At 42.6% G+C, this 18112-nt stretch carries 17 protein-coding genes; 7 read left to right on the top strand and 10 right to left on the bottom strand.

What is annotated here, in order from left to right:
- Positions 1 to 86 precede the first annotated feature (86 nt).
- From rpoD to rpsU, 4 genes are all read right to left on the bottom strand, one after another.
- Positions 87 to 1937 carry an RNA polymerase sigma factor RpoD gene (gene rpoD, locus I3259_RS12775; protein ID WP_238029974.1) on the bottom strand — a complete coding sequence of 617 codons (1851 nt, stop codon included), beginning with the start codon at positions 1935 to 1937 and terminating at the stop codon, positions 87 to 89.
- Between the two features lie 92 nt (positions 1938 to 2029).
- Positions 2030 to 3787: a DNA primase gene (gene dnaG, locus I3259_RS12770; RefSeq protein ID WP_238029973.1), complete on the bottom strand. Its 1758-nt coding sequence runs from the start codon at positions 3785 to 3787 to the stop codon at positions 2030 to 2032.
- A 131-nt stretch (positions 3788 to 3918) separates the two neighbouring features.
- On the bottom strand, positions 3919 to 4362 hold the full coding sequence (locus I3259_RS12765) for a GatB/YqeY domain-containing protein (protein WP_005369839.1): 444 nt from the start codon (positions 4360 to 4362) through the stop codon (positions 3919 to 3921).
- Positions 4363 to 4392: 30 nt separating this feature from the next.
- Positions 4393 to 4608, bottom strand: coding sequence for a 30S ribosomal protein S21 (gene rpsU, locus I3259_RS12760; protein ID WP_005301411.1), 216 nt, complete (start codon positions 4606 to 4608; stop codon positions 4393 to 4395).
- A gap of 249 nt (positions 4609 to 4857) precedes the next feature.
- Here rpsU and tsaD point away from each other — a divergent pair, with 249 nt between their 5' ends.
- Entirely contained in the window at positions 4858 to 5877 is a 1020-nt protein-coding gene (gene tsaD / locus I3259_RS12755; RefSeq protein ID WP_107207651.1) for a tRNA (adenosine(37)-N6)-threonylcarbamoyltransferase complex transferase subunit TsaD, read from the top strand.
- Positions 5878 to 5932: 55 nt separating this feature from the next.
- Here tsaD and plsY read toward each other — a convergent pair whose 3' ends face one another.
- Positions 5933 to 6544, bottom strand: coding sequence for a glycerol-3-phosphate 1-O-acyltransferase PlsY (gene plsY, locus I3259_RS12750; protein ID WP_238029972.1), 612 nt, complete (start codon positions 6542 to 6544; stop codon positions 5933 to 5935).
- Positions 6545 to 6792: 248 nt separating this feature from the next.
- On the opposite strand from plsY, the gene folB reads away from it, so the two are divergent.
- From folB to I3259_RS12735, 3 genes are all read left to right on the top strand, one after another.
- Positions 6793 to 7146 (top strand): dihydroneopterin aldolase, encoded by a 354-nt coding sequence (gene folB / locus I3259_RS12745; RefSeq protein ID WP_238029971.1) that lies wholly within the window; start codon positions 6793 to 6795, stop codon positions 7144 to 7146.
- Positions 7143 to 7616: a 2-amino-4-hydroxy-6-hydroxymethyldihydropteridine diphosphokinase gene (folK, locus tag I3259_RS12740; RefSeq protein ID WP_238029970.1), complete on the top strand. Its 474-nt coding sequence runs from the start codon at positions 7143 to 7145 to the stop codon at positions 7614 to 7616. The genes folB and folK overlap by 4 nt, the downstream gene beginning before the upstream one ends.
- 62 nt (positions 7617 to 7678) lie before the next feature.
- Positions 7679 to 8482, top strand: a complete 804-nt coding sequence (locus tag I3259_RS12735) for an undecaprenyl-diphosphate phosphatase (RefSeq protein WP_238029969.1) — start codon at positions 7679 to 7681, stop codon at positions 8480 to 8482.
- A gap of 78 nt (positions 8483 to 8560) precedes the next feature.
- Here I3259_RS12735 and I3259_RS12730 read toward each other — a convergent pair whose 3' ends face one another.
- A complete protein-coding gene (locus I3259_RS12730; RefSeq protein WP_238029968.1) occupies positions 8561 to 9790 on the bottom strand; it encodes a multifunctional CCA addition/repair protein in 1230 nt (409 codons plus the stop codon).
- A 236-nt stretch (positions 9791 to 10026) separates the two neighbouring features.
- Here I3259_RS12730 and I3259_RS12725 point away from each other — a divergent pair, with 236 nt between their 5' ends.
- A complete protein-coding gene (locus I3259_RS12725; protein WP_238029967.1) occupies positions 10027 to 11700 on the top strand; it encodes an AAA family ATPase in 1674 nt (557 codons plus the stop codon).
- Positions 11700 to 12653: a general secretion pathway protein GspB gene (locus I3259_RS12720; RefSeq protein WP_238029966.1), complete on the top strand. Its 954-nt coding sequence runs from the start codon at positions 11700 to 11702 to the stop codon at positions 12651 to 12653. The genes I3259_RS12725 and I3259_RS12720 overlap by 1 nt, the downstream gene beginning before the upstream one ends.
- Before the next feature lie 83 nt (positions 12654 to 12736).
- Here the strand turns inward: I3259_RS12720 and I3259_RS12715 are convergent, their stop codons facing one another.
- The 3 genes from I3259_RS12715 to I3259_RS12705 form a co-directional block, all read right to left on the bottom strand.
- A complete protein-coding gene (locus I3259_RS12715) occupies positions 12737 to 13342 on the bottom strand; it encodes a TIGR04211 family SH3 domain-containing protein (protein WP_238029978.1) in 606 nt (201 codons plus the stop codon).
- A gap of 128 nt (positions 13343 to 13470) precedes the next feature.
- Positions 13471 to 14739, bottom strand: a complete 1269-nt coding sequence (locus I3259_RS12710; RefSeq protein WP_105059444.1) for an inorganic phosphate transporter — start codon at positions 14737 to 14739, stop codon at positions 13471 to 13473.
- Positions 14740 to 14769: 30 nt separating this feature from the next.
- Entirely contained in the window at positions 14770 to 15450 is a 681-nt protein-coding gene (locus tag I3259_RS12705) for a TIGR00153 family protein (RefSeq protein ID WP_005369822.1), read from the bottom strand.
- A gap of 185 nt (positions 15451 to 15635) precedes the next feature.
- On the opposite strand from I3259_RS12705, the gene I3259_RS12700 reads away from it, so the two are divergent.
- Positions 15636 to 17150 carry an inorganic triphosphatase gene (locus I3259_RS12700; protein WP_238029965.1) on the top strand — a complete coding sequence of 505 codons (1515 nt, stop codon included), beginning with the start codon at positions 15636 to 15638 and terminating at the stop codon, positions 17148 to 17150.
- A gap of 66 nt (positions 17151 to 17216) precedes the next feature.
- Here I3259_RS12700 and I3259_RS12695 read toward each other — a convergent pair whose 3' ends face one another.
- Complete coding sequence (locus I3259_RS12695; RefSeq protein WP_238029964.1) at positions 17217 to 18011, bottom strand: ion transporter; 795 nt, start codon at positions 18009 to 18011, stop codon at positions 17217 to 17219.
- Positions 18012 to 18112: the final 101 nt, after the last annotated feature.

Genomic DNA, 18112 nt, shown 5'->3' with positions numbered 1-18112 from the left:
AAAGCCTACCCTAAGCCTAACGGCTTAGGATGAGGCGGACCATATAATTAAGCGAGCACTAGGCTCGCTTTTTTTAATGCTTAAGTTTACTCATCGAGGAAACTACGTAGCACATCGGAACGGCTTGGGTGGCGTAGTTTACGCAATGCTTTCGCTTCAATTTGACGAATACGCTCACGTGTTACATCAAACTGTTTACCTACTTCTTCTAACGTGTGGTCAGTATTCATATCAATACCGAAACGCATACGCAGTACTTTTGCTTCACGTGGTGTTAGGCCAGCAAGTACATCGTTTGTTGCTGCACGTAGATTGGTTGCCGTTGCTGCATCCATTGGTAATTGAAGGGTGGTATCTTCAATGAAGTCACCTAGATGTGAATCTTCATCATCACCAATAGGAGTTTCCATTGAGATAGGCTCTTTAGCAATCTTCAATACTTTACGGATCTTGTCTTCCGGCATTTGCATGCGTTCAGCTAACTCTTCCGGTAACGGTTCACGACCCATCTCCTGAAGCATCTGACGAGAGATACGGTTCAGTTTGTTGATGGTTTCAATCATGTGAACAGGGATACGAATGGTTCGTGCCTGATCGGCGATTGAACGAGTGATTGCCTGACGGATCCACCATGTTGCGTAAGTTGAGAACTTGTAACCACGACGGTATTCAAACTTATCAACAGCTTTCATCAAGCCAATGTTACCTTCTTGGATCAGATCCAAGAACTGCAGACCACGGTTGGTATACTTCTTCGCGATAGAAATAACCAGACGTAAGTTTGCTTCAACCATTTCTTTTTTCGCACGGCGCGCTTTTGCTTCACCGATAGACATACGACGACTGATGTCTTTGATACGCTCGATTGAAAGACCTGTTTCTTCTTCTAGCATGCGTAGCTTAAGAGAAGAACGACGAAGATCTTCTTCGTATACTTTTAAGCGTTCAGCATAAGGTTTGCCAGAATTTAGTGCTTCATCAATCCAATCTTGGTTTGATTCGTTACCTGCAAATAAGGAAACGAATGTTTTCTTTGGCATTTTGCTGTTATCAACACACATACGCATGATAAGACGCTCGTTAGTGCGTACTTTATCCATAGAATCACGTAGTGAGCTAACTAAACGGTCAAACTGCTTAGGAATTAGACGGAACTGTTTGAATACTTCAGATAACTCTTCAACTGCAACTTCAGTCGTCGCATTTTGGCGACCGTTTGTTTCAATTGCTAACGCCATTTTATCGTAGGCTTGGCGTAGTTCTAAGAATTTCTCGCGAGCAAGCTCTGGATCGATGCTGCCATCATCTTCTTCTTCATCGCTATCTTCAGCATCATCGTCATCTTCAAGATCTTTATCTTCGTCTTCAAGATCAGTTTCGCTTAGCTCTGAACCAATGTGCGTTGCTGTTGGTGCAGCTGTTGCTTCTTCGTTAGGATCAACAAAGCCTGAAATAATATCAGTTAGACGAAGCTCATCAGCTTCAACTTTATCGAATTGCTCAAGTAAGTGAGCAATTGCAGATGGGTATTCAGCGACAGAGCATTGAACTTGGTTAATACCATCTTCAATGCGTTTTGCGATATCAATTTCGCCTTCACGAGTAAGTAGTTCAACCGTACCCATCTCACGCATGTACATACGTACAGGGTCTGTCGTGCGGCCGATCTCGCTTTCTACGCTTGATAATGCTTGCGCCGCTGCTTCAATGGCGTCTTCGTCGGCATTATCTTCAGTCATCATGAGTTCATCGGCATCAGGGGCAGTTTCAACTACCTTAATACCCATGTCATTAATCATTTGAATAATGTCTTCAACCTGATCAGAATCAACAATATCTTCTGGTAGGTGGTCATTTACTTCGGCGTAGGTCAGATAGCCTTGTTCCTTGCCTTTCGCAACAAGTAACTTTAGCTGTGACTGCGGATTTTGCTCCATAGACGGTATCCAACTTCGGGTCTGAGTGATAATTTAGTATGCAGAGTTGCAAACCGTTAATTATAACAAATTTCTTAATTGTTGACTACTTATTAAACAGGACGATTCAGTATTAGTAACTGTAATTCCTGTTTTTCTTCGACTGATAAGCCGACAGTTCTCGATTTAGTCTGCAACTGTTCAATTTGTTGTTTGACGCACTGATCAATAACTTTGTCCATTGCGTCTAAAAATACATCTAAGCTGTTGTCTTCATCTTTTGACAACGGTAATACCCACGCAGCGAGACGAGCCATTGTGGCTTCATTCTTGGTACCGCGCCAGTGTTCTAAAAGTTGTCCAGTGCTGATATTGGGGTTACTTCGGCATTTATCAACTATCGAGAGCAATAAATTTAAGCCTGATAATTCAATATTTTCAAATGCACTCATGTCAAACTCAAGTTGAGTGACAAAATTAGGATGCTGAATCAACAATGCGATCACTTCTCGCATTGGTGTTCGTTTAATTTGTACTTGGCCAACAGGTTTTGATGTTTTGCCATGCATTGATATTAGTTGCTGAAGCTGGGCTTCGTCAGGCAAACCTAAATTTTTGCCAAGCAGCTCACGTAAGTATAGCCTGAGCGTGCCACCTGGGACCTTATCGATCAATGGAACGGCGAGGGTGCTAAGTTTTGCTTTCCCTTCGCGGCTGGTGGTATCTACCTGTCGCATTAAACTGTTGAAGAGAAAGTCTGACAATGGCATCGCTTCATCAACACGCTGTTCAAAGGCGTCTTTACCTTCAGCACGAATACATGAATCAGGATCTTCGCCGTCAGGCAAGAACATAAATTTGAGTTGGCGGCCATCTGTTAAATACGGCAGTGCTTGCTCCATTGCTCGCCATGCTGCATCTCGTCCAGCTCTATCGCCATCATAACAACACACAACCGTGCTGGTTTGACGAAATAGACTTTGAATATGATCGCCTGTGGTTGATGTGCCGAGTGAGGCTACGGCGTAATCAACACCAAATTGCGCTAACGCGACGACATCCATATAGCCTTCTACCACCATGATTTTGTTTGGTTCACGGTGAGTTTGTAACACTTCATATAAGCCGTATAACTCACGACCTTTATGGAAAATATCGGTTTCTGGTGAGTTGAGGTATTTTGGGGTGCCGTCACCAATGACTCGCCCACCAAAACCAATGACTCGCCCACGTCGATCATGGATCGGAAACATCACTCGGCCACGGAAGCGATCATAACGACGACCATTGTCGTTTTCGATCAGCATACCTGTGTTGACAAGTGCTTTTTGCGATTCATTATCTCTGCCAAAACGACTACGCACCATATCCCATTGATCAGGAATAAAACCGATAGAGAATTTTTTTACTATTTCACCTGATAAGCCACGAACTTTGAGATAGTCGACAGCAATTTCACCTTCTTTAGTACGAAGTTGAGATTGGTAAAATTGTGAAACTTGGCCCATCAACTCATAGTAATTACGTTTGTCAGCGGCTTTTGGACCACGATGGGTATTATTTCCATCGTTTTCACGCGGGACTTCCAAGCCTAGCTGTGAAGCTAACTCTTCAATCGCATCAACAAAATCAAGTCGATCAAACTCCATGACAAAATCAAGGACGTTACCGTGCACACCACAACCGAAACAGTGGTAAAACTGTTTTTCTTGGCTAACAGAGAAAGACGGGGTTTTTTCGTTATGGAAAGGACAACAAGCACCAAAGTTTTTGCCTTGTTTTTTGAGTTTTACCCGCGCATCAATGACATCGACAATGTCATGTCGAGAAATAAGATCATCAATGAATGAACGTGGGATTTTTCCTGCCATAAGAAAGCAAATAACCTGATAGTGAAATAAAAGAAGATTGTTGTTGGTGTGTGAGTTCTGGTTCAATCAGATACGAACAAGCCGTGCATCCCCAAAAGGATAGCACGGCTTGTCGCTGAATAGGAGAGTGATTAACCTAGCTTAGTTTTCACTAACTTGCTAACAATCCCCATATCGGCACGACCCTGAATTTGCGGTTTCAGTACGCCCATCACTTTGCCCATATCTTGCATAGTGGCAGCGCCAGTCGCAGCAATAGCTTCATCCATTAACGCAGAGATTTCCTCTTCAGTTAGTGGTTGAGGCATAAACTCGGCTAGAACACTGATTTCAGCATGCTCAACATCAGCTAAGTCTTGACGGCCTGCAGCTTCATATTGAGCCACAGAGTCACGACGTTGCTTAACCATTTTTGTTAATACAACCAACACGTCGTCGTCGTTAAGAGTGATCTTTTCGTCAACTTCACGTTGTTTAATTGCTGCAAGAACTAAACGGATAGCGCCAAGACGAGGTTTGTCCTTCGCCTTCATCGCCGCTTTTTGTTCGTCTTTAAGACGTTCAATTAGAGTCATTACGCGATCCTTCTGTTTAAAATCTAAAGATTAGTACAGACGAACGCGACGCGCGTTTTCGCGAGCCAATTTCTTCAGGTGACGCTTAACTGCCGCTGCTTTAGCGCGCTTACGTACAGTTGTTGGCTTTTCGAAGTGCTCACGACGGCGAACTTCAGAAAGGATACCTGCTTTTTCGCAAGAGCGCTTAAAACGACGTAGTGCTACGTCAAACGGTTCGTTTTCACGTACTTTGATTACTGGCATGTAATACTCACCTCAGAGTGATTCTATTTAAAGCTGACGTTCAAAGTGTCAGCTGATTAAAAATGGTGCGAAATTCTAATCTGATCTGGGGGCATTTGTAAAGCATTCTACGTCTATGAACTGGTTAATTTATGTCAACAACGGTAACATGCCCCTTAATTAGTACTTCCTAACCCTATTTGAGTTATCGGTTGTTATTGAAACTATACCGATTTTTCATTTAAACCCCCTAATAGTATAGAGGTTGTTATGCGTATACTGGGCATCGAGACTTCCTGTGATGAGACAGGTATTGCGATTTTCGATGATGAAAAAGGTCTCTTGGCACATGAACTTTACAGTCAAGTAAAGCTACATGCGGATTACGGTGGTGTGGTGCCTGAGTTGGCATCGCGTGATCACGTTAAGAAAACGATTCCATTGATTAAGGCTGCGCTTGCTTCTGCCGGACTGACTCATGACGATCTTGATGGTGTTGCTTATACCGCAGGCCCTGGTCTTGTTGGTGCATTATTAGTGGGTGCAACCATTGGACGTAGTTTAGCGTATGCGTGGGATTTACCTGCCGTTGCTGTGCACCATATGGAAGGACACCTTCTCGCGCCAATGCTAGAAGATAATGCACCTGAATTCCCATTTGTTGCCTTGTTGGTCTCTGGCGGCCATACCATGATGGTTGAAGTTAAAGGCATTGGTGAATATCAAATCCTAGGCGAGTCGATTGATGACGCGGCAGGTGAAGCTTTTGATAAAACCGCGAAGATGATGGGGCTTGATTACCCAGGTGGTCCATTACTGTCTAAAATGGCAGAAAAAGGCACCAAAGGGCGTTTTAAATTCCCACGTCCAATGACAGATCGTCCAGGTCTTGATTTTAGCTTTTCTGGTTTAAAAACATTTGCGGCGAATACGATTCGTGCTAACGACGACGATGAGCAAACCCGAGCTGATATTGCATTTGCATTCCAAGAAGCGGTAGTCGATACACTTGCCATCAAATGTAAACGTGCATTAAAACAAACAGGTTTAAAGCGCTTAGTGATTGCTGGTGGTGTCAGTGCAAATAAGTACTTACGTCAAGAGCTTGAAAGCATGATGAAGAACTTAAAAGGTGAAGTGTTCTATCCTCGTACAGAATTTTGTACAGATAACGGTGCAATGATCGCTTATGCAGGCATGCAGCGTTTGAAAAACAAAGAGACGATGGATTTAGGTGTTAAAGCCTTCCCACGCTGGCCGATTGATCAACTTAAACCGATCGCTGACTAATAAAAAATTGGTATAGCTACAGAAAAGCGAAGCAAAGTGCTTCGCTTTTTTTCGTTTAAGCGTCGGTGTTTTTCTTGGAAAACTTATCCCAAATTTTGGTTTCTTGTCCATCGAGTAACCGACGAATGTTTTCATGATGCCGAAAAATGATTAAGCAAGACAGCATGGAAACGGGCATAGTGTATTCAGGTTTTACTAGCCACGTGAGCATTGGCGCGGCAAGAGCTGTGATAAGTGATGCGAGTGAAGAGTAACCTGTTACAACTAGAGTGAGTACCCATGTTGTTATAAGCATACCGCTTAAATCCCAACCTATAGGGGCTAATGCGCCAAGGGCTGTTGCGACCCCTTTTCCGCCTTGGAAATGAAAAAATAGTGGGTAGATGTGACCTAAACAAGCCGCAATACCGATGATGCCGAGTAAAAAAGGGTTAATACCTAAAAAGTAGCCTAGCCATACAGGCAACATGCCTTTAAGAATATCAGAGATCAAAACTAACGCTGCTGCACTTTTACCACCTAAACGGAGCACATTAGTAGCACCTGGATTACCAGAACCACTTTTTCTAGGATCGGGAAGTCGATACAACCGTGAAATTAATACGGCGCTAGAAATAGACCCGAGTAAGTAGGCGGCAATGATCATCAGTAGCGCTAGTGGTGTCATGCATTTTTCCGAATATCTAAGGTAAGTACCAGTACAACAGGAATTGAAATGTTAACTGGATCTTATCTGCGTCAATATTACTGAACAGAAATTTTGACTCGTTCATGGCTGTGGTATAGTCCCAGCCCAAGTTAACATTGATAATGTTGCATAGTTACTAACAACACTCATGTTAACGAATACTACCTGATAATACGCGCTTTTGCTGACATTGGGTATCCGACCTCTAACAAAATTAGCGATTTAGCATGGATACGGTATTTATTGAAAAACTGGAAGTTATTGCCACTATTGGGGTATATGACTGGGAGCAGGCGATTAAGCAAAAATTAGTGCTTGATTTGGAAATGGCGCATGATAACCGACCTGCTGCTCATAGTGATGATGTGACTTACGCATTGGATTACTCAACCGTAAGTACTGCTGTCACGAACTTGATTGAACAGGGGCGATTTCTATTGGTTGAGCGTGTTGCTGAAGATGTGGCAAATTTAATCATGACAGATTTCAATGTACCTTGGGTTAAAGTGCGAGTGACTAAACCTGGTGCTGTGGTGAATGCTCGTGGCGTTGGAGTACAAATTGAGCGAGGTAGTAAGTGATCACCGCGTATATCAGTATTGGTAGTAATATTGAGCGTGAATATCATTTAAAAGCTGGCTTAGAAGCGGTAAAGACACTGGCAAGCGAATGGCGAATGTCTCGCATCTTTGAAGCAGAACCCGTAGGTTTTTATGGCGATAATTTTTTTAATGCAGTGATCGAAATACAGACATCGTTGTCGTTATCTGCATTACAATCTCAACTCAAAGAGATTGAACGCCAATTAGGGCGTCCGGCACATGCAGTTAAAAATCAAAGTCGTACTATCGACCTTGATTTGTTGTTGTATGGCGATGCTGTGAGTGATGCTTTACCGTCGTTACCACGTTCTGATATTTACCGTTTTGCTTTTGTTCTGTGGCCGCTCAGTGAATTAAATCCTGATTTAGTGATACCACAAGAGACTCAAACATTGGCGCAACTTTGGCAAAACTTTTCTCAACAGCAAATATTATGGCCTGTTGAATGAGTCGTTTAGTAGAAAGTTAGTCATTACTTACTTTTTATGCTGTGTTTAATTAAGGACAATTAATGAGTCATTTTGAAGCATTTATGTTAGCCCTTATTCAAGGACTGACAGAGTTTTTACCCGTCTCTAGCTCTGCCCATTTAATTCTACCGTCTGAGATCTTAGGTTGGCCTGATCAAGGCTTAGCATTTGATGTCGCTGTACACGTTGGTACGTTGATGGCGGTTATTCTTTATTTTCGAAAAGAAGTGGTTTCGTTATTAACCGCTTGGATTAACTCCATTTTCAAACGAGAACATAGTGCTGAATCGAAATTAGCATGGATGATTGTGATAGCGACAATCCCCGCCTGTATCTTCGGTTTGGTGATGAAAGACGTTATCGAAATGTACTTGCGTTCAGCATGGGTGATTGCGTGTACCACCATTATCTTTGGTTTGTTGCTATGGTGGGTTGATAAACGCGCGAAGCAAACCGATAACGAGTATCAAGCGAATTGGAAGAGTGCGTTGTTTATTGGTCTAGCGCAGGCAGCAGCCATTATCCCTGGAACCTCTCGCTCTGGCGCGACGATGACCGCGGCTCTTTATCTTGGCTTTACTCGTGAGGCAGCAGCGCGTTTTTCATTTTTAATGTCGATCCCTATTATTCTTTTAGCAGGTGGTTATCTAAGTTTAAAACTGGTGACTGGCGCAGATCCTATTGATGTAGGAAACTTAAGTATTGGTATCGCAGTATCCTTTATCAGTGCTTATGCGTGTATCCACGTATTTTTGAAACTGGTAACACGATTGGGGATGACACCGTTTGTTATTTACCGCTTAATTTTGGGTATTGGTTTGTTCTTATTCTTGATGTCCAAGTAATTTTAACGCGCTATTTACGATTAAAAAAGCCGACATGATGTCGGTTTTTTTGTATAGATTATTGAGCAAGTATCGGAATTATTTTCTGTTTTCTTTTAGATATTGCGCGACGGCTTCGATACGTTTTAAGGCAAGTTGCTCTCTGATCTCTGCGCCTTTAAAACCGGCGGCGACAATAGCTTTGACATCGACGGTTAGTGCAGTCTTAAAGATGGCTTGTAGAATGTCAGCTTGCATATACGGTGTTTGTTCAAAGTGGGTGCGTCCACGAGCATCAGCACGGCAGCACGTTGCTAGTTGATCAACACGGTCGGGTTTTCGCCATGCGTCAATTTGATCAAAGATTTTAATAAAGGTATCAGCACGCATTTCTTCGGCATAATGGATTTTGGTGTGTTGTTCACAGACTAATAATGCCAGATCGCGAAAGTCATTCGGTATACGTAATCGTTGGCACAGTGCTTTGATAGGTTTAATACCATCTCGACAGTGTGTCTTGTGATGAGGAAGATCCTCTTTTGGGGATAAAGCTTTACCCAAATCATGTACCTGTGCGGCAAAACGAATGGTTTTATCGGTCGTTAACTCAGCGGCTTTTTTAGCCACTAATAAAGTATGGATACCGCAATCAATTTCAGGATGCCATTTTTCAGGTTGTGGTACGCCAAACAGCGCATCAATTTCAGGCATGACAACCGATAAAGCACCACATTGGCGCAGTACCGTAAGAAATACTTGTGGATCATCACTAGAGAGTGATTTCTCCCACTCTTTCCATACCCGCTCAGGTGTGAGACTTTCTAATTCACCACTGATCACCATCTCTTGCATTAACGCGATAGTTTCAGGTGCGACAGTAAAACCTAAATGAGCAAAACGCGCGGCAAAACGAGCAACACGTAAGACACGCAAAGGATCTTCACTAAATGCAGGGGAGACGTGACGTAAAATTTTATCGTGAAGATCTTGTTGTCCATGGTAAGGATCGATTAACTCGCCAGTCGGTGTTTGAGCTATTGCATTGATGGTAAGATCGCGACGCAGTAGATCTTGCTCGAGTGTCACATCTGGTGCGGAATAACAAACAAAGCCAGTATAACCATGCCCTGATTTTCGCTCTGTTCGGGCTAGAGCATGTTCTTGTTTGGTTTTGGGATGAAGAAAAACAGGAAAGTCACTGCCTATTTGTTCAAATCCTGCAGCCAACATTGCTTCAGGTGTTGTGCCAACCACAACCCAGTCTTTATCTGTTACCGTGAGGTTTAATAAGGTGTCACGAACGGCACCACCAACAAGATAGGTTTGCAATGAAAGCTCCTTATGCCTGAAACTAATGAGACGAATCTCTACCGATTTTAGTTAAAAACTGACCATAATACCGTGTTCATTGTGAACTTGGTCTATGCGCTACTGCTTGGCAGTATACAATAACCCAATCAATACCCATGATAATAAATATCGCGATGTTGACGTGTATTTTAGAACAAAAGAGAATTTAACCTCGTTTAACGGTTATCACTTATTTTAAGCACCAGAGTATTTTTATGTATCAGGACTTTTTCGGGATCACTGAAGCGCCTTTTTCTATCGTCCCCAGCGCACGTTTTTTGTATCTCAGTGAGCGACATCGAGAAGCATTGACACATATGCTGTCAGGACTAACCGATGGTGGTGGTTTTGGGTTATTAACAGGGGAAGTTGGTACAGGTAAAACCACCGTACTACGTGCGATGATTTCCCGATTGCCACACCAAACACAAGTTGCTGTTATTTTAAATCCTGCGTTATCAGCTCATGATTTATTAGCCGCGATTTGTGATGAGTTAGACTTGCATTATCAATCTGACGCCAGCTTTAAACAGTTAACAGATATTATTTATCGTCACTTAATGGCTAACCATGCTGAAGGCCGACAAACACTACTGCTGGTGGATGAAGCACAGCACCTCATGCCTGATGTATTAGAACAATTACGCCTATTGACCAACTTGGAAACGGACAGCAGAAAACTGCTTAAGGTTGTGTTAATTGGTCAGCCTGAATTACAGCAATTATTGCAACAAGAGCGGTTACGTCAACTTGCTCAACGTATCACTTCTCGCTATCACCTATTACCGTTAACAGAAATAGAAGTGAATGAATATATTCATTATCGTTTAACGGCTGTCGATTGTTTGTACCCTGTGTTTGATACAAGTTGCATCAAATATATTGCGAAACAAACTCAAGGTATTCCGCGGTTAATTAATCTTGTGTGTGATAAGTCGATGCAATTGGCTTGTCAAGCGGGCACTCGTCAAGTGACTAAAACGATGGCAGTGCAGGCGTGCGAAGATATTTTAAGTTGGCAAGTTCCTGTTCAATCAAAAGCGCACTCACAAGGTACAAAAACAGCAGTATCATGGCTCCCTTGGGGAGTTGCTATGGCGTTATGTTCAACATTAGCAATGGGGGCTTGGCATTATTGGCCGTTACCTGTTGCGCCTGTTGCGACACCTATAGCACCAAACCAATCGTCATATGCGGCAGCGAACTTATCAGTAGTTGAAAAATCGAGTGAGTTAACGAAACAGGGAATAACAACAGCCTTAAATCACCCTGAAAATTCCCAAGAGCGTTTAGCGAAAGTGATTGATGCGAGCCGTAAAGAGCGAACGTCGATGCAAACACTATATCGTTTGTGGGGCTTTGATACGGCATTGAATCAAGCGACATGTGCTACCAGTTCGCGGATCAGCTTGGCATGTTTTAGTGGTAAAACGACATTAGCAAAATTAGGTTTAATAAACCGTCCTGTGATCGTGACTTTAAAAGATGGCACGCAGAAGCCTTTTTACGCAGTGTTGTACGCTATTACTGATGATCGCATTGAGTTACTTATGGGAAAAGAGAGAATTTCGGTGACACCTAACTGGTTTGAATCTCGTTGGGATGGGCAATTTAGTTTGTTATGGCGCCCACCATTAGGCGATAAAACCAGTATTCGTTTTGGACAGAATGGTCCTCGTGTTGTGTGGCTTGACCAACAATTGAATGATTTTCTTGGTGAGGAGTCGCCAAGAAAGGGCTATTTTGATCAGTCGATATTAGATAAATTGCGTCGTTTCCAACGTTCACAAGATTTAGCGGCTGATGGGATAGCCGGGCCAATGACATTAATGGTACTCGATTCTGCGATGAATCTACCAGGACCCACGTTACAGCCGGAGCAAATCTAATGTCTCAATTGCTAGATAGTTTAAAAAAATCAGATGATAAGAATACGGATCAGTCTGAACGAGAAGTGGGTCAAGGGACAGCGAAAGTTGTACATCCAATGCGAAGCGTTAAAGCACAGACAGTGTCGACATCATGGGCATGGCCACTTGTTATCGCATTACTTCCTGCTGCTGCTATTATTGGATATAAGTTTTATCAACAAGTTAAACATGAGCAGGGGCAAGCAACAGAGCTGAACGCACCCTTACAGCAAGCACCTCAATCGCAACCTTCGGCATCATATGATAAGCAAGTATTGCAAGCGCCCGCAGAGAGCAGTCAGGCTAATGTATTGTCGCCAAATAAAGACGTTATGTTCCTTGATTACCCTCAATTGGTGACAGAGCCTCTTCCTATTGGTGATAGTCTGTATTCTGCAGCCCCTGCGTATCAGGATTATGAAGTCCCAATGGCAACAGAATCTTACTCAGCTAATGCATCAACAGATAATTATGTGCCAGTAACCAAACCAGTAGCAAAGCAATCTGAAGAGCAAGATCCATATCAATTAGATAATTTAGATCTTTCTGGATTATCACCTAAGTTAGCCGCTCAGCTTAAATCTGCGATTGTGGCCACCGATGGCGAAAGCTATCAAGATAATGAATTGGATCGCAGTGTTGATGAAGCCGATGCTCAACCTGTCGTTAAAGCATCTAAACAACCACAAAGTAAGGTGATCCCTATTGGCTTGCTACCATCATCGATTCAAAACCAATTACCTAAAATGAATTTTGAGCAGCATATCTATTCTTCAGCTCCTGCTAAACGTTGGGTTAAGGTCAATGGTAAAGAATTACATGAAGGCGACAGTATTGCTCCTGGTGTCAAATTAGCCCGTATCGAATCACGTGATGTGATACTTAAATTTGATGGTTATGAAATTAGTATGCCGGCATTATCTGAGTGGTAAATGGACGCTGATAATAGGCAATAAAAAAGGCAGCTAAGCTGCCTTTTTTGATCCAGACGTCGAGACCTCTGCCTATTTGGGTATTAAGCCCAACCGTTATTGCGTTTGCGACGGCGTGGGATAAGGTGAGGTAGTACAAGACCAAATAATAGACCAGCACCGGCAACGAGCCCCCCATAAGTGAACCACTTCATTAATAGGTCATCTTTTTGGGTATCAATTTTAGCGCGAAGTTCACGGATTTGATCTTGAGATGAAGATAACTCGCTTTGCAGCTTATTATTGCGTGTTTCTAGATCATTTATCTGTGTATTACGTTGAGCTAATGTGTTTTTAAGCCCAGCGTTTTGACTATCGCTTGAAGTAAGTGCTTCAGCAAGTTTAGCCTTCACTTCTGTTAATTCTGTTTGTAGCGCAGGAACACGCTCTTTTAGGCCCATCTCTGTTGAAACAAATTTTGAATCGACCCAACCACTACGCCCACGGTCATCAGTAATTTGACTAAAACCAGCTGCTTTATTGGTATTGGTTAGGGTGATTTTTGTTCCCGCGTCAATACTGCCAATAATGCGGTATTGTGTGCCGGGGCCTGAATGCATGTAAGTAAATAGGTTGTCGGAGATATAACGAACCTGTGCCGCATTTGCAATAGGCGTTATTGCCGCACAAATAAGTAAACAAAGACTAATGAGGTACTTCACAATCTGATCCTTGGGGAGTCTTGATTTTGTTAAGGTCGTTGATAGTAAGAATTTTGGAAGGAAGGTGCAAGAAAAGAGGGAGGCTAAGCCTCCCTCTTTTGAACCTGTGCCACTATTTAACCAAATACGGCTTGCATAATGTAGAAGAAAATGACAGCAAGTAGCGCACCTGCTGGCAGAGTTACAACCCATGATGCAACGATGTTACGAACAACACCAAGATTCAATGCTGCAATACCACGAGCAAAACCCACACCTAAAACGGCACCTACAAGTGTTTGTGTCGTTGAGATAGGTAAACCTGTACCTGATGCCAGTACAACAGTGGATGCTGTTGCTAGCTGCGCAGCAAAACCACGGCTTGGGGTTAGTTCTGTGATACCTGTGCCTACGGTAGCCATTACTTTATGACCTAGAGTCGCAAGGCCGATAACAATACCGATACCACCTAGTGGAAGGATCCACCATGCAATTTCACTTTTATCTGCAATTTGACCAGCATGTTCAACTGTAGAAACTACAGCAGACAGAGGACCAATCGCATTCGCTACGTCATTTGAACCGTGAGCAAATGCCATTGCACAAGCGGTCACTACCATTAGTACGCTAAATACACTTTCCACACCGGCATAGCCATTGCTATCAACAGAAGAGCCGTCATCGGTGTATTTACGTTGAATGTAGAAGTAACCTGCTACCATCACAAGTAGTGATACTACAAGTGACGCAACCCAAGCTTCACTGGTTGTTAAATGCAAACCAACGTGCTTTAGACCTTTCTTGATTGTTACTAGTGCAATGACCATCGCAGTAATAAACATGTAGACAGGAACAAAGCGCTTTGCATTTATCAGTGGAGTATCAGTGTCAAAAATTAATTTTTGGGCGCTGATAAATATTAGGTAAGCAAAAATACCTGCAATAAGAGGGGTAATTAACCAGCTACCAACAATACCTTGGATTGAATGCCAATCCACTGCATTGGTACCAACAGACACGCACGCAAAACCGATAATTGCACCGATAATTGAGTGGGTGGTTGATACTGGCCAGCCCATATAAGAAGCGAGTAACAACCATGTACCAGCAGCAAGAAGCGCTGACATCATGCCGTACACCAGTACCTCAGGTTGGGCTGCATAGAGCGAAGTATCGATAACCCCCTTACGGATAGTATCTGTTACTTCACCACCTGCAAGATAAGCACCAGCAAACTCAAAAATCATCGCAATGATGATCGCTTGTTTTACTGTAAGTGCTTTAGAACCTACTGAAGTACCCATGGCATTGGCAACATCATTTGCACCAATACCAATCGCCATTAAAAGACCAAAAATAGCTGCCACTCCAATAATTAGAGTGCCGTAGTTAGCCAGGATTTCCATTGTAAAACCTTGTTTTGTTAATTCTCGTTATTAAGAACGCGAAAGCATAATCTCTAAACGCGAGCCTACACGTTGTGCTTGATCAGCAATCGCGCCTACCCACTCGAGAATCTTATACAGGAACATGACATCCACCGGGCTGTGTTGGTCTTCGATGGACATTAATTGTTGACGTAAAACAATCTGCATAGAATCAGTATCATCTTCGATAACATCTAGCTGATTAATCATTTCGGCAACAAGCGTCACTTCTCTGCCTTTGAAACCAGTCTCAAGAAGCTCATCCAATTCGTTAATTACACGGCGTGCTTGATCAGCAGCGTCTAAACAACGTTGAACGTAAGCGACAAAGTCTGGGTACATGATCGCAGGGATTTGTAGCTTACGACCTAAGACACGACCAGCGATATCTTTAGAGAGGTTAGCGAGTTTATCCTGCTGGGTTAACAGTCCTAACATATCAGTACGATCTACTGGCATGAAAAGACCACGAGGAAGCTTCAGACGGATCTCACGCTTAAGCACATCCGCATCTTTTTCAAGTTGCGAGATCTGTTCGCGTAAAACTGCCGCCTTTTCCCAGTCTCCAGCATTACATGCTTCAAAGAACGGGATAAGCAAGTTACAACATTCAGTTACGCGAATAACGTGACGTTGCAGTGGTTTGATTGGGGATTTTGCAAAGAGCCCCATAATTGTATTTACTGGCATAGCCGATCAACCTAGAGAGCGCCCGAAAAAGGCTAAATCTTGAGCGATGGTCATTGAAGCGCGCATGTTAACGTATATGTGAGTATAGTGGAACTAATTTTGATCAAGGTTTTATCGATATTTCTGACTTGCCCTCAAGCGCATAAGCAAATATCCTTGGATTGCCACTGTTTATAGGTATAACTATGGAAACCGAGATAGAACTGAAGTTTATCGTCTCACCAGAATTTTCACGTCAATTATTGAGCAAAATAACGGAAGCGAAAATTCTGCAGCAGAGCAGTCGAGAATTAGGCAATATTTACTTCGATACGCCAGACCAATTATTGCGTCAGCACGATATTGGCCTTCGGGTGCGTCGTTTTGACGATGTTTATGTACAAACATTAAAAACTGCAGGTAGGGTTGTTGCCGGTTTACACCAACGCCCTGAGTATAATGTAGAAATTGATGGTGATGCGCCCACTTTGGCTTTACATCCAGCGGATGCTTGGCCAGAAGGTTTTGATGTTGATCTTGCTCAACAGCAAATTAGACCTTTGTTCTCAACCGATTTCACCCGTCAGCAATGGCTCGTCGCCATGCCTGATGGAAGCCAAATAGAATTGGCTTATGATCAGGGTGAAGTCCATACCAATGGTAAATCATCGCCAATTTGTGAAGTTGAGTTAGAACTTAAATCGGGTCAAACCGACGCTTTATTTACGCTTGCCCGTGAACTTTGTGCGGATGGCGGTATGCGATTAGGTAATTTGAGTAAAGCGGCTCGTGGCTACCGCTTAGCAGCAGATTATCAAGGCGATACACCTAAGCCTTTAACGCTTGTCGCAACGACTGAGCAAGATACGGTTGAGTCGACGTTTATTAAAACGTTAGAACATGCATTAGAGCATTGGTTATACCACGAACAAATCTATACTGAATCACAAGATCAGCAAGCGTTAGTTCAAATCTCTCAATCATTAAGCTTATTGCGTCAAACCTTTGCAACGTTCGGTGGTATTATTCCGCGTCGTGCGAGTGCTTTGTTGCGTCAAGAATTGCAATGGTTAGAGGGTGAGTTGGCGTGGCTAGAAGATGCCAATAGTATTCAAGCATTAACAGACGACAAATCTTACGTATTACGTAAGTTAAATGTCCGTAAATCGCTACAACAGCAGCTAGATGCACGTTATGAACAGCTACCTGATAACGAAGATATGCTGCGATTGATGAATTCGGCACGTTATTGTGGTTTATTGCTGGATTTAAGTCGTTGGGTATTAAGCCGCGGTTGGCAGCCATTTTTAGATGATAAATCACGTGCAAAACTAGCTGGTGCGATTAAGCCTTTTGCCGATAATATATTATCTCGTTCATGGCGTGAGCTATTGGATGTCTTTCCTGCCGACCGTCAATTAACACGCTCCGATTACATCGATCAGAAACCGCGTTTGCAGCGAAATTTGATGTGTGGCTTATCTTTTGCTGAGCTTTACGATCCTGAGTTGCGTCAAACTTTCCGCATGCCATGGTTTGATTTATTGCAAGGTATTGATGATCTGTGTGCTTTAGAGCCAATACGTCAGCTATTACCATTATTTGAAGGTGATGATTTTGCACAAATTGAGAAATGGTTATTGCGTCAAAATGAATCATTGATCCATGCGATGGATCAAACACGTAAGATGAGCATTGAGCTTGCGCCATATTGGCCTTAAGTGTTAGAGAGAAAATAAAAGCCTTGCCGAAGCAAGGCTTAATTATAGCGATATATTTTTGTTTTCTTAATGCTGGCTTGGTGTATTAGTGCTTTTATCTTGTGATAGTTGATCAAGCTTCGTTTCCAAGCGATCTAACTTAGCCAGCAAGACTTGTTGATTAGCGAGCATTTCTCGCCATTCTTTACGATGTGCTTTTTCGAGTAGATCTTTTTCATGTTGTGGATCTGAAATTACTGAGCTGATCAAACCTGCTACCATACCAAATAAACCGACACCACAAATGATGATCCCGATAGCAATAATTCTACCCAATGTTGTAATCGGATAATAATCGCCGTAACCCACGGTTGATATTGTTACAAATACCCACCATAGCGCATCCCCCGCAGTATGAATGTTAGCTCCAGGCACATTACCTTCGATAAACAAGATAGAACTTGCGCCAATCGTGATAAGTACCGTCAATAATAAGAAAATCGAAGCGAGAGTGGTTTCTCTACGGTTATTTTGTAGTTGGAAGTAAATATTTTTACTAGATCGTAATAAGCGAATAACGCGCAGAACTTGTAAAATACGCATAAAACGCAATGGTTCAATCGCGGGAATACTGGCGATAAAATCAGGCCAGTGATGCTTTAGGTAGGCAGTTTTATTTTCACTTCTAAATAAATCTATCAGTAATTGACACCAAAAAAGTAGACAAATAAAAGTGTCGATAGCAATAAAAATACGAAAGGTTGGACTGTGTTTATTAAGGAAAAGCGTGCTGGTAACAAGAATAAGCGAGGTGATAGAGAGAACCAATGCCATCAAACTCATGGGATGTAGCTCATACTTTACGTCATCAATTACTTTCATCACTAAGGTCTTTGTGGTTTTTGTCGATATATTGTTATTAGGAAAACGATAGCAAAATTTATTGATATTTATTGTGCTTCATCTTCACTTCTTTGGCTTGA

The sequence above is a fragment of the Photobacterium sp. Ph5 genome, from assembly GCF_022129445.1.
In the GTDB taxonomy this organism is placed as follows: Bacteria; Pseudomonadota; Gammaproteobacteria; order Enterobacterales; family Vibrionaceae; genus Photobacterium.
Note: the sequence above shows the minus strand (reverse complement) of the source record. Positions and strands in the feature narration are given on the sequence as shown.